This is a genomic window from Pseudomonas sp. MWU13-2100, assembly GCF_023242365.1.
In the GTDB taxonomy this organism is placed as follows: Bacteria; Pseudomonadota; Gammaproteobacteria; order Pseudomonadales; family Pseudomonadaceae; genus Aquipseudomonas.
This window is the reverse complement of sequence record NZ_JALLIX010000022.1, coordinates 36246-48407: the sequence shown is the minus strand read 5'-3', so window position 1 is coordinate 48407 and position 12162 is coordinate 36246. Positions and strand designations below refer to the sequence as shown.

Below are 12162 nucleotides of genomic sequence, written 5' to 3'. Positions count from 1 at the left end.
GGCCCGGCTAAGGTCTAGGGACGGCGTATGCGAGTGCAATCGGCCCAGGCAAAAATGCAGATTCAACTTGCGATTATTCCAGTTGTACACGGCAAATTTGCACTGTTACGATCGGGCATCGTTCACCCGCCGAACACACCAAAAAAGACAATAAAAGCAGGGAGTTAGCAATGACTGCTAGGGTTTCATCCTCCGCCACCCCAGAGTTCGACAGCGCCGACGCCGATGTCCTGGCCGACGTGCGCAACCATATCGGCCACCTGACCCTCAACCGCCCCGCCGGCCTCAATGCCCTGACCCTGGACATGATCCGCGCCCTGCACCAACAGCTCGACGCCTGGGCCCACGACCCCGAGGTGAACGCGGTGGTCTTGCGCGGTGCCGGTGAGCGGGCCTTCTGTGCCGGCGGCGATATCCGCTCGCTGTATGACAGCTACCAAAGCGGCGGGTGCCTGCACGAAGACTTCTTCGTCGAGGAATACGCCCTGGACCTGGCGATCCACCACTACCGCAAACCGGTTCTGGCGCTGATGGACGGCTTTGTCCTGGGTGGCGGCATGGGGCTGGTGCAAGGCGCCGACCTGCGAGTGGTCACCGAGCGCAGTCGACTGGCCATGCCGGAAGTCGGCATCGGCTACTTCCCGGATGTCGGCGGCAGTCATTTCCTCCCACGGATTCCCGGTGAACTGGGCATCTACCTGGGAGTTGCCGGCGTGCAGATCCGCGCCGCCGACGCCCTCTACTGCGGGCTGGCCGATTGGTACCTGACCAGCGACAAACTGGCCCAACTGGACGAACGCCTCGACCGCTTGCAATGGCACGAAACGCCGCTCAAGGACCTCCAGGGCCTGCTGGCAAAACTCGCCGTGCAAACCCTGCCCGATGCGCCGCTGGACGCATTGCGTCCGGCCATCGACCACTTCTTCGCCCTGCCGGATGTACCGAGCATGGTCGAGCAGTTGCGTGAAGTGACCGTCGCCGACAGCCATGAATGGGCCCGGGAAACCGCCGACCTGCTGGAGACCCGCTCGCCCCTGGCCATGGCGGTGACCCTGGAAATGCTTCGGCGCGGCCGCCATCTGGCCCTGGAAGACTGCTTCGCCCTGGAGCTGCACCTGGATCGCCAGTGGTTCGACCGTGGCGACCTGATGGAGGGCGTGCGCGCCCTGCTGATCGACAAGGACAAATCCCCACACTGGAACCCACCGACCCTGCGCGAACTGGATGCCGAGCATGTCGCCAGCTTTTTCCATGGCCTCGACACAAGCGGGAACTGAACCATGCACGATATCGAACTGAGCGAAGAACAAGTAATGATCCGCGACATGGCCCGGGACTTCGCCCGTGGCGAGATCGCGCCTCACGCCCAGGCCTGGGAAAAAGCCGGCTGGATCGATGACGGCCTGGTCGCCAAGATGGGCGAGTTGGGCCTGCTGGGCATGGTCGTGCCCGAGGAATGGGGCGGGACCTATGTCGACTACGTGGCCTATGCCCTGGCCGTGGAAGAGATTTCCGCCGGCGACGGCGCCACCGGCGCGCTGATGAGCATTCACAACTCGGTCGGCTGCGGGCCGGTCCTCAACTACGGCAGCCAGGCCCAGAAGGAGATCTGGCTGGAGCGCCTCGCCACCGGCCAGGCCATCGGTTGCTTCTGCCTCACCGAACCCCAGGCCGGCTCCGAGGCCCACAACCTGCGGACCCGTGCTGAATTGAAGGACGGCGAATGGGTCATCAATGGCGCCAAGCAGTTCGTCAGCAACGGCAAGCGTGCCGAACTGGCGATTGTCTTTGCCGTCACCGATCCGAATCTGGGCAAGAAAGGCCTCTCCGCGTTTCTGGTACCGACTGATACACCGGGCTTTATCGTCGACCGTACCGAACACAAGATGGGTATTCGCGCCTCCGACACCTGCGCGGTGACCCTCAACCAGTGCCGCGTGCCCGAGGCCAACCTGTTGGGCGAGCGCGGCAAGGGCCTGGCGATTGCCCTGTCGAACCTGGAAGGTGGTCGCATCGGCATCGCCGCCCAGGCGCTGGGCATCGCCCGGGCCGCGTTCGAGGCGGCGCTGGCCTATGCGCGGGAACGGGTGCAGTTCGACAAGCCGATTATCGAGCACCAGAGCATCGCCAACCTGCTGGCCGACATGCACACCCGGATCAATGCCACACGCCTGCTGATCCTGCATGCGGCGCGCCTGCGCAGTGCCGGGCAGCCATGCCTGTCGGAAGCCTCACAAGCCAAGCTGTTCGCCTCGGAAATGGCCGAGAAGGTCTGCTCCTCGGCCATGCAGATTCATGGTGGCTATGGGTATCTGGAAGATTATCCGGTGGAGCGGTATTACCGCGATGCGCGGATCACGCAGATCTATGAAGGATCGAGCGAGATTCAGCGGATGCTGATCGCGCGGGAACTGAAGCACTACCTGGTGTAACCGCAGAGCACGGCCTTGTGGCGAGCGGGCTTGCCCGCGCTGGGGTGCGAAGCGCCCCTAAAACCATCGAACCCGGTCTATCAGACAGACCGAGATGAGCGGTTTTACGACTGCTGCGCAGCCGAGCGCGGGCAAGCCCGCTCGCCACACTAATCCACCCTACCCAATCCTCCTGCGGCTCAACTGTCCTTGAACCGCGCCTCGCGCTTGGCGATAAACGCCGCCATGCCTTCCTTCTGATCCTGGGTCGCAAACGCCGCATGGAACACCCGGCGCTCGAAACGCACACCTTCCGACAGGCTGACCTCGAAGGCGCGGTTGACGCTTTCCTTGACCATCATGCTGATCGGCACCGACTTGCTGGCAATCAACGCCGCCACCTTCAGCGCTTCCTCCAGCAACTCGTCGGTCGGCACAATCCGCGCCACGATACCGCAACGTTCGGCTTCCAGCGCATCGATAAAACGCCCGGTCAGGCACATTTCCATGGCCTTGGCCTTGCCCACCGCGCGGGTCAGGCGCTGGGTGCCGCCCATGCCCGGCAGCACCCCGAGGTTGATTTCCGGCTGACCGAACTTGGCGTTGTCGCCGGCCAGGATAAAGTCGCACATCAGGGCCAGCTCACAACCGCCACCCAAGGCAAAACCGGACACCGCGGCGATAATCGGCTTGCGTCGGTTGGCCACCCGGTCGCTATCGCTGAACAGGTCGTCCATATAGATACGCGGGTAGGTCAGCTCGGCCATTTCCTTGATATCGGCCCCGGCCGCAAAGGCCTTTTTCGAGCCCGTCAGCACGATGCAGCCAATGTTCGGATCAGCTTCCAGTGCATCCAGCGCCTGGTTCAACTCGCTGATGATCTGGGCGTTCAGGGCGTTGAGCGCCTGCGGGCGGTTCAGGGTAATCAGGCCGACACGGTCCTTGATTTCCAGCAGAATGGTTTCATAACTCATCGATAGATTCCTTGATCACAGGTTGCGCGAAATGACCATGCGCTGAATGTCGCTGGTGCCTTCGTAAATCTGGCAGACCCGCACGTCGCGATAGATCCGCTCCAACGGGAAGTCGCTCAAATAGCCATAGCCGCCCAGGGTTTGCAAGGCTTGCGAGCAGACTTTCTCGGCCATTTCCGAAGCAAACAGCTTGGCCATGGAGGCCTCCACCAGCGCCGGCTTGCCGCTGTCACGCAGGGCCGCCGCGTAGTGCACCATCTGCCGGGCTACGGCAATCTGGGTGGCCATGTCCGCCAGGCGGAAGGCCACGGCCTGATGCTCGATCAGCGCCTTGCCGAAACTTTCCCGCTCGCGGGCATAGTCGCGGGCGGCCTCGAAGGCGGCCCGGGCCATGCCCACCGATTGCGCGGCGATGCCGACACGGCCGCCTTCCAGGTTGGCCAAGGCAATGCGGTAGCCCTCGCCCTCCTCGCCCAGGCGGTTGGCCACCGGCACCTGCACATCCTCGAAGAGGATCTGGCAGGTGTCGGAGGCATGCTGGCCAAGCTTGTCCTCGACCCGGGCGACGATATAGCCCGGTGAATCAGTGGGCACAATAAAGGCGCTGATCCCGCGTTTACCCGCGTCTGGATCGGTCACCGCGAAGACGATCACCACCCCGGCGTTCTGCCCGGAGGTGATGAACTGCTTGCAGCCATTAAGCACGTAATGGTCGCCCACCAGCTTGGCACGGGTTTTCAGGCCACTGGCATCGGAGCCGGCCTGGGGCTCGGTCAGGGCAAAGGCACCGAGCATGGCGCCGCTGGCCAGTGCCGGGAGGAAACGGGCTTTCTGCTCCTCGCTGCCGAGCTTGAGGATCGGCACGCAGCCGACCGAGTTGTGCACACTCATGATGGTCGAGCAGGCACCGTCGCCGGCGGCGATTTCTTCCAGGGCCATGGCGTAGGCCAGGTAGCCGGTGTCGCAGCCGCCCCACTGTTCCGGGACCAGCATGCCGAAAAAGCCCAGCCCGGCCATTTCGCCGATGGCCTCTTTCGGAAAGCGGTGCTCGCGGTCCCATTCGGCGGCGAAGGGTTTCAGGCGTTCCTGGGAAAAATCCCGGGCCGCTTCGGCGATTTGTTGTTGCTCATCGGTGGGTAACATGACAACTCCTAGTACAGGCACTCGACGGCCATGGCCGTGGCTTCACCGCCGCCAATGCAAATGGCCGCGACACCGCGCCTCAGGCCTTTCTGGCGCAGGGCCGAAAGCAGGCTGACCAGAATCCGCGCGCCGGACGCACCGATCGGATGGCCCAAGGCACAGGCACCGCCATGGACGTTGACCTTGTCGTGGTGCAGCGCCAGCTTCTGCATGGTCACCAGGGTGACCACGGCAAAGGCTTCGTTGATTTCGAAGCGATCGACCTGGTCCAGGGACCAGCCGGTTTTTTTCATCAGTTTCTCGATCGCGCCCACCGGGGCCACCGGGAACAGGCCCGGGGTATCGGCGAACGACGCATGCCCGCGAATCACCACCAGGGGTGTGAGGCCGCGCTTCTGCGCTTCGGACTGACGCATCAGCACCAGCGCCGCCGCGCCGTCGGAGATCGAACTGGAGTTCGCCGCCGTGACCGTGCCACCTGGGCGGAATGCCGGTTTCAGGCTGGCAATCTTGTCCAGCCTGGCCTTGGGCGGCTGTTCGTCGTCGCTGATCAGCCGCTGCTCCTTGCCCACGGTGACCGTCAGCGGCACGATTTCCGCGCGGAAACGACCGTCGCGGATAGCCTCTTGCGCGCGGGTCAGCGACGCCACGGCAAAGGCATCCTGGGTTTCGCGGCTGAAGCCGTGGGTTTCGGCGCAATCCTCGGCGAAGGTGCCCATCAGGCGCCCCTTGTCGTAGGCATCTTCCAGGCCATCGAGGAACATATGATCGAGCACCTGGCCGTGGCCCATGCGGTAGCCGCTACGGGCCCGATCCAGCAGGTACGGCGCATTGGACATGCTCTCCATGCCGCCGGACACCACCACTTCGGCGCTGCCGGCCACGAGCATGTCGTGGGCGAGGATGGTCGCTTCCATGCCGGAGCCACACATCTTGTTCAGGGTGGTGCAGCGGGTGGACTTGTCCAGCCCGGCACCGAGGGCCGCCTGGCGGGCCGGAGCCTGGCCGAGACCGGCGGACAGCACGCAGCCGAACAGCACGTGCTCGACTTCGTCCGGTGCCAGCTCGGCGCGCTCGACGGCGGCGCGGATCGCGGCGGCGCCCAGTTGCGGCGCGCTGAGGCTTTTCAGGTCGCCCTGGAAGCCACCCATGGGGGTGCGCACGGCACTGACGATAACAATCGGATCGTTGGCAGTCATGATCGATTCTCCTATTTCGCGGCCATGCGCAAGGCGCCGTCGAGACGGATCACCTCGCCATTGAGCATGCTGTTTTCAATGATATGCCGCACCAGCGCGGCATACTCGGTGGGTTTGCCCAGGCGTGGCGGAAACGGCACGCCGGCCGCGAGCGAGGCGCGGACTTCGGGACTCATGCCGGCCATCATCGGAGTTTCGAAGATGCCAGGGGCGATGGTCATCACCCGAATGCCGAAGCGTGCCAATTCGCGGGCGGCCGGCAGGGTCAGACTGACGATGGCGCCTTTGGAGGCGGCATAGGCGGCCTGGCCTATCTGGCCGTCATAGGCGGCAGCGGAGGCGGTATTGATAATCACCCCGCGCTCGCCCTCGGCATTCGCCTCGGTTTCGGCGATGGCGGCGGCGGCCAGGCGCAGCAGGTTGAAGCTGCCGATCAGGTTGACGTTGATCACCTGGCTGAAGCTTTCCAGCAGGTGTGGGCCGTTCTTGCCGAGGATCTTCTCGCCACGCACGATACCGGCGCAGTTGACCAGGCCGTGCAGGCCGCCAAAGGCCTCGACCGCCGCCTGCACCGCCGCCTGGGCCTGGGTTTCCTGGGTGATGTCCGCGACCATGCTGCGGGCTTGTGTGCCGAGTTTTTTCGCCTGGGCGGCGACGGCCTCGGCATTGAGGTCCACCAACATCACTTTGGCGCCGGCGGCCACCAGCATTTCAGCGGTGGCCGCACCAAGGCCGGAAGCCCCGCCGCTGACCATGAAAGCCTTGTTTTTAATGTCCATTGCATTGTCCTTCGTTAAAACCGTCAATGAGTGCCCTGTAGGAATGGAGCTTTTACAGACGGTGAGCTGGAGCTTTTGTGGGAGCGGAGCTTGCCCGCGAAGGCGTCACTGAGGCGGCTAAAAGCTTCGCGGGCAAGCTCCGCTCCCACACAAGGGGCTGGTGTATTCAGGTCGCGGCCTGGGCCTTGGCGATCTCCTGATTACGCAAGATAAAGCGCTGCAACTTGCCACTCGGGGTCTTGGGCAGCTCGTCGACAAATTCGATTTCCCGTGGATAGGCATGGGCCGCCAGGCGCTTGCGCACATGCAAGCGCAACTCCTCGGCCAACTGCGGCTCGGCACGGTAGCGCGCGCCGAGCACGACAAAGGCCTTCACCACCTCGGTGCGCTCCGGGCAAGGCTTGCCGACCACCGCCGCGTCCACCACCGCCGGATGCTCCACCAGGGCGCTTTCCACATCGAACGGCCCCACCCGATAGCCCGAGGTGGTAATCACATCATCGCTGCGCCCGACGAAGCTGATGCTGCCGTCCGGATTCAGCTCCACAGTGTCACCACTGAGGTAGTACGGGCCGACAAAGGCCTTGGTCTCGAACCCCTGGTAGCCGTTGAACCAGAACATCGGCGACCGGGAACGATCCAGCGCGAGAATCCCCGGCTGCCCGACATCCAGCTCCCGTTGCTGCTCGTCCAGCACCACAATGCGATGCCCGGGCGAGGCTAACCCCGCCGAGCCGATATGCACCGGGTGCTCGAGACCGTGGTGATTGCACAGCACCATGCCGATTTCGGTCTGGCCGTAATGGTCGAGAATAGTCACCCCCAGGTTGTCGGCGAACCAGCGGATCACCTCCGGGTTCAGCGGCTCGCCGGCACTGCTGACCACCCGCAGGCGACCCTTGATCTTGCTGGCGAAAGCCTCGCCGGCGGCAATCAGCAAACGGTAGGCGGTAGGCGATCCGGTGAGGTTGGTGATGGCGTATTTCTCGATGATCCGGCAGGTACTCTCCACCGTGAACGGGCCATCGTAGAAGGTGATCGGGTGGCCAATGCCCAGCGGCCCGGTGATGCCGTAGTACAGACCGTAGGCCCAACCAGGATCGGCGACATTCCAGAACGCGTCTTCAGGGCGCAGGTCGACCGCGTCACGGGTGTAGTTCTGGAACGCGATGATTGCCTTGAGCGGCACCTCCAGGGGTTTCGCCGGGCCGCTGGTGCCTGAGGTGAACATCAGCAGGAACGGGTCTTCCCCCGTAAGCAACACCGGCTCACAGTAGGCCGGGTAGTTGTCCAGTTCGGCCCAGAAGCTGAAATCGCCGCGCATGATGCCCTGTCCCTTGGGGCCGCCGACCGTGACGATGGCCGGGCAGTCGGCGACTTCGCTGAGTTTGTCGCGATTGGCGGCGTCGGTGACCACCAGCTTGGCACCGGAGCCGCTCAGGCGGTGCTCGATGGACTTGGGGCCGAAAGCGGTAAACAGCGGCTGGTAGACGGCGCCGATGCGCCAGGTGGCGAACAGCGTGATCAAGAGCTCGACATTGCGCGGCAACAGCGCGGCGACCTTGTCGCCACGGCGCACACCCTGAGTCAGCAGGAAGTTGGCGAAACGCGCGGCCTTGTCCTGCAATTCACTGAAGGTATGGATCGCGCTGCTGCCGTCGCGGCCTTCCCAGAACAGCGCGATGCGCCCCGGCAAGGCATGCCGGTCGCAGCATTCCACACAGGCGTTGAGTGCCGTCAACGTCCCTTTGAGGCCCGCTTGGGCCGCTTGCTGATAATCGAAGTCCGCGGTGGCAGTCTGATAGTCGCGCATGTCCAGAATCTCTCGGTCTTGTTATTGGAAGGAACCGTAGAAAAATCCTGGAAATAGTCGCGCTGTCAGGGACTTGGGACAATGGTCAAAGCTATCAACCTGATTGACTGGTTTGGCCAATAACGGCCCCGTGCCGACCTTGTGGGAGCCCGCTTGCCGACGATGGGATCGACGCCGTGTCCTGACAAACCGCGTCGCCTGGATCGCCGGCAAGCCAGCTCCTACAGATTTTGTGTCGAATGCACGATCTGAACCCGACTCAAATATTGTGGGAGCGGAGCTTGCCCGCGAAGGGGCCCTCAAGCCTGCACGGTCCGTCCGGGCGCCAGCGTCAGCAAGCCCGGCACAAGACGAGCTAGTGTGCGTCGTTGAGAATCAGGCTGCGATAATGCCCCGGGTTGGACCCGGACCATTTGCGAAAAGCCTTGTAGAACGAACTGGCGTCGGCGAAGCCCAGCCGGGTGGCGATCTCGGCGAAGCTGATCGACGGCTCCGCCAGCCAGACAATCGCCCACTCCTTGCGCACGTTGTCCTTGAGGCCCTGGTAGGTCTGCCCTTCTTCCGCCAACCGCCGACGCAGGGTCGAGGCCGACATGCACCATTGCACGGCCAGGCCTGCGGTTTCCGGCCAGTCTTCGGCCGGCCGTTGGCGCAGGTCCTGCTTGATTCGGCTGGCCAGACTCTGTGCATCGCGGTACTTGACCAGGATATTGGCCGGCGCCAGCGTCAGGAAGCGTCGCAGCTCCTCGGCACTGCGCTTGATTGGCAGGTCCAGGCAGTCGGCGGAAAAGATCATCCGGGTGCGCGGTCGATCAAAACGCAGGTTCTCGGAAAACATCACCCGATAGTCCTCGCAGTAATCCGGCTCGGCACAGCGCAGCTCGATGGCCAGGATCGGAATACGCCGCCCGGCCAGCCAGCAGGCCACGCCATGCACGATCATCCAATAGGTGAAGTAGGTAAACGGCCGGCGCGCCTGGCCTTCCGGCTCCAGCAGGACAATTTCCGCCAGGCTTTGCCGGCGCACCAGTTGCGCCGGCAGGCGCTCGAGCATCAACGAGAGGAAATCCAGCACCGAGTCCAACCCGGCCACCACCGTCGACTGCGCCATGCCGGCGCGGCACAGATAGGCAAAGCTGCCGGAACGCAGCTTGCGCGGATCCATGCCGAAGAACTCGTCATCGTTGCGCCGCGCCAACCGGCGCCACAAGCGCGCATAGTCGCCGGCCGGCACCCGGGCATCGGCTTGTTCCAGCAGCGTCGAGTCGATCCCGACCTTGTCCAGCAGCTGCACGGTGTCCGCACCGGGGGCGCAACTCTGCAACAGTGCCTCGTGCACCAGGTGGATGGAGATGGTGTCTTTTTCCGACATTGGCCGTCACTCAAGCCCTGTACTGATCCGTGTGTCGGCTATCTTAACAGCGCCACGACCCAACACACTTCATGAACAAGCGCACCACGCTTTGCGCCTTGCCCTGCGCGCTGTGGGTCTTAGGATGTACACAACAATCATAAGGAGTCATTCCATGTTCGCCGGATTCCAGAAAGACCAGCGCCACGTCAATGGTGCGGACATTGCCTACCGCGTCGGCGGCAGCGGGCCGGGCCTGCTCCTGCTGCACGGTCACCCGCAGACGCATGTCATCTGGCACAAGATCGCCGGCGAGCTGGCCAAGCACTTCACCGTGGTCGCCGCCGACCTGCGCGGCTATGGCGACAGCGCCCGGCCAGCGGCCGACGAGCAGCATCTGAACTACTCCAAACGCGAGATGGGTCGCGACGGCGTGGCCCTGATGGAGTCCCTGGGTTTCAGCGAGTTCTCGATCCTGGCCCACGACCGTGGGGCTCGCGTTGCCCATCGCCTGGCCCTCGACCATCCCCAGGCCGTGCAACGCATGGTACTGCTGGATATCGCCCCGACCCTGGCGATGTACGCCCAGACCGACGAAGCTTTTGCCCGCGCCTACTGGCACTGGTTCTTCCTGATCCGCCCGGCACCACTGCCGGAAACCCTGATCGAAGCCAACCCGGAACAATACCTGCGCAGCGTGATGGGCAGCCGCAGTGCCGGCCTCAAGCCCTTTACCGACGAAGCCTTCAGCGAATATGTGCGCTGCATCAGCCTGCCCGGCAGCGCGCGGGGTATCTGTGAAGACTACCGCGCCAGCGCCAGCGTCGACCTGGAACACGACCGCGCCGATATCGAGGCCGGACGCCAACTGAACATGCCACTGCTGGTGCTCTGGGGGGCCGAAGGTATCGTGGGACGCTGTTTCGATCCGCTGCGCGAATGGCAACAGGTCGCCACCGATGTACGTGGCAAGGCGCTGCCCGGCGGTCATTACCTGGCTGAAGAAATCCCGCAACAACTGCTCGGCGAAGTCCTGACCTTCCTGCGCTGAACAGCCCGACTCAAAGGACCTGATCCCCCCGGGCCGCCGCCAACGGCCCAGGACGGGATCGGCTTGCCCAAAAACCGCGACGAGATAATAACAATGACAATCCGCAAACTGCTGGGAACCCTGTATATCCAGGTGGTCATCGCCATTGTGCTGGGGGTGCTGATCGGCAACCACTGGCCGCAGACCGGCATCGAGCTCAAACCCCTGGGCGACGGCTTCATCAAGCTGATCAAGATGATCATCGGCCCGATCATCTTCTGCACCGTGGTCTCCGGCATCACCAGCATGCACGACGTCAAACAGGTCGGGCGGGTCGGCGGCAAGGCCCTGCTGTACTTCGAAATCGTCTCCACCTTCGCCCTGGCGATCGGCCTGCTGGCCGCCCACATCCTGCACCCCGGCTCGGGTTTCAATGTCGACGTGAAAACCCTCGACACCTCGGCCATCGCCAACTTTGTCGGCCAGGCCCAGCATGGCGAAGGCGTTATCGGCTTCCTGCTGCACGTAATCCCCAGCACGTTCTTCGACGCCTTCTCCCAGGGCGAAATCCTGCCGGTGCTGTTCGTCTCGATCCTGTTCGGCCTGGCACTGGTCATGGTCGGTGAAAAGGCCCGTCCACTGGTGGGCGTGATCCACCAGGCCAGCGAAGTGTTCTTCCGAATTGTCGGCATGATTGCCCGCGTGGCACCGATCGGCGCGTTCGGCGCAATGGCCTTCACCATCGGTAAATACGGCCTGGGCTCGCTGCTGCCGCTGATGAAGCTGGTCGGCACCTTCTATCTGACGGCGTTCATCTTCATCACCTGCGTACTGGGCAGCATCGCCCGTTATGCCGGTTTCAGCATCTTCCGCCTGCTGGGCTACATCAAGTCGGAATTGCTGATCGTGCTCGGCACCAGTTCGTCGGAATCCGCCCTGCCGCAGCTTATCCAAAAGTTGGAAAGCCTGGGCTGCTCCAAGGGCGTGGTGGGTATCGTGGTGCCGACCGGCTACACCTTCAACCTCGACGGCACCAATATCTACATGACCCTGGCGGTGCTGTTCCTGGCCCAGGCGACCAATATCGACCTGACCCTGGAGCAGCAGTTGACCTTGCTGGCGGTAACCATGCTGACCTCCAAGGGCGCCGGGGCGGTGGTCGGGGCGGGGTTTGTCGCCTTGGCCGCGAGCCTGGCGGTGGTGCCGACCGTACCGGTGGCGGCGATGGTGCTGATCCTCGGGGTCGACCGGTTCATGGCCGAGTGTCGCTCATTGACCAACATCATCGGCAACGCCGTCGCCTCGCTGGTGGTGGCCGCCTGGGAAGGCGAACTGGACCGCAGCAAAATGGCGCCGATCGCCCTCAAGCGTGGCCGCAAGGCCCTGACAGCCCAAGCGGCCGCCGATGCCGCCAAGGTAACCCAATAACCCTGTGGGAGCCGGCTAGGCCCTTGAGTCTTGC

At 63.6% G+C, this 12162-nt stretch carries 10 protein-coding genes; 4 read left to right on the top strand and 6 right to left on the bottom strand.

What is annotated here, in order from left to right; translation table 11 throughout:
* Positions 1–170 precede the first annotated feature (170 nt).
* Together M5B99_RS16635 and M5B99_RS16630 are read left to right on the top strand one after the other, a co-directional pair.
* Positions 171–1277: an enoyl-CoA hydratase/isomerase family protein gene (locus M5B99_RS16635; protein ID WP_248805064.1), complete on the top strand. Its 1107-nt coding sequence runs from the start codon at positions 171–173 to the stop codon at positions 1275–1277.
* Between the two features lie 3 nt (positions 1278–1280).
* Positions 1281–2432 carry an acyl-CoA dehydrogenase family protein gene (locus M5B99_RS16630; RefSeq protein WP_248805063.1) on the top strand — a complete coding sequence of 384 codons (1152 nt, stop codon included), beginning with the start codon at positions 1281–1283 and terminating at the stop codon, positions 2430–2432.
* Positions 2433–2611: 179 nt separating this feature from the next.
* Here the strand turns inward: M5B99_RS16630 and M5B99_RS16625 are convergent, their stop codons facing one another.
* The 6 genes from M5B99_RS16625 to M5B99_RS16600 form a co-directional block, all read right to left on the bottom strand.
* Positions 2612–3385, bottom strand: coding sequence for an enoyl-CoA hydratase (locus tag M5B99_RS16625; RefSeq protein ID WP_248805062.1), 774 nt, complete (start codon positions 3383–3385; stop codon positions 2612–2614).
* A 15-nt stretch (positions 3386–3400) separates the two neighbouring features.
* Entirely contained in the window at positions 3401–4528 is a 1128-nt protein-coding gene (locus M5B99_RS16620; RefSeq protein WP_248805061.1) for an acyl-CoA dehydrogenase, read from the bottom strand.
* 8 nt (positions 4529–4536) lie between these two features.
* Complete coding sequence (locus tag M5B99_RS16615; RefSeq protein ID WP_248805060.1) at positions 4537–5727, bottom strand: acetyl-CoA C-acyltransferase; 1191 nt, start codon at positions 5725–5727, stop codon at positions 4537–4539.
* Between the two features lie 11 nt (positions 5728–5738).
* Positions 5739–6506, bottom strand: a complete 768-nt coding sequence (locus M5B99_RS16610) for an SDR family NAD(P)-dependent oxidoreductase (protein WP_248805059.1) — start codon at positions 6504–6506, stop codon at positions 5739–5741.
* 166 nt (positions 6507–6672) lie between these two features.
* Positions 6673–8319: an AMP-binding protein gene (locus M5B99_RS16605; RefSeq protein WP_248805058.1), complete on the bottom strand. Its 1647-nt coding sequence runs from the start codon at positions 8317–8319 to the stop codon at positions 6673–6675.
* Positions 8320–8674: 355 nt separating this feature from the next.
* Positions 8675–9691 (bottom strand): AraC family transcriptional regulator, encoded by a 1017-nt coding sequence (locus M5B99_RS16600; RefSeq protein WP_248805057.1) that lies wholly within the window; start codon positions 9689–9691, stop codon positions 8675–8677.
* Positions 9692–9845: 154 nt separating this feature from the next.
* Here M5B99_RS16600 and M5B99_RS16595 point away from each other — a divergent pair, with 154 nt between their 5' ends.
* Complete coding sequence (locus M5B99_RS16595) at positions 9846–10721, top strand: alpha/beta fold hydrolase (RefSeq protein WP_248805056.1); 876 nt, start codon at positions 9846–9848, stop codon at positions 10719–10721.
* A gap of 93 nt (positions 10722–10814) precedes the next feature.
* On the top strand, positions 10815–12128 hold the full coding sequence (locus M5B99_RS16590) for a dicarboxylate/amino acid:cation symporter (RefSeq protein WP_248805055.1): 1314 nt from the start codon (positions 10815–10817) through the stop codon (positions 12126–12128).
* The last annotated feature ends 34 nt before the right edge of the window (positions 12129–12162 follow it).

Excerpts from the sequence above, each read along its gene's own strand:
- M5B99_RS16635 (WP_248805064.1), top strand. The coding sequence starts at position 171 with ATGACTGCTAGGGTTTCATCCTCCGCCACCCCAGAGTTCGACAGCGCC.
- M5B99_RS16630 (WP_248805063.1), top strand. The coding sequence starts at position 1,281 with ATGCACGATATCGAACTGAGCGAAGAACAAGTAATGATCCGCGACATG.
- M5B99_RS16625 (WP_248805062.1), bottom strand. The coding sequence starts at position 3,385 with ATGAGTTATGAAACCATTCTGCTGGAAATCAAGGACCGTGTCGGCCTG.
- M5B99_RS16620 (WP_248805061.1), bottom strand. The coding sequence starts at position 4,528 with ATGTTACCCACCGATGAGCAACAACAAATCGCCGAAGCGGCCCGGGAT.
- M5B99_RS16615 (WP_248805060.1), bottom strand. The coding sequence starts at position 5,727 with ATGACTGCCAACGATCCGATTGTTATCGTCAGTGCCGTGCGCACCCCC.
- M5B99_RS16610 (WP_248805059.1), bottom strand. The coding sequence starts at position 6,506 with ATGGACATTAAAAACAAGGCTTTCATGGTCAGCGGCGGGGCTTCCGGC.
- M5B99_RS16605 (WP_248805058.1), bottom strand. The coding sequence starts at position 8,319 with ATGCGCGACTATCAGACTGCCACCGCGGACTTCGATTATCAGCAAGCG.
- M5B99_RS16600 (WP_248805057.1), bottom strand. The coding sequence starts at position 9,691 with ATGTCGGAAAAAGACACCATCTCCATCCACCTGGTGCACGAGGCACTG.
- M5B99_RS16595 (WP_248805056.1), top strand. The coding sequence starts at position 9,846 with ATGTTCGCCGGATTCCAGAAAGACCAGCGCCACGTCAATGGTGCGGAC.
- M5B99_RS16590 (WP_248805055.1), top strand. The coding sequence starts at position 10,815 with ATGACAATCCGCAAACTGCTGGGAACCCTGTATATCCAGGTGGTCATC.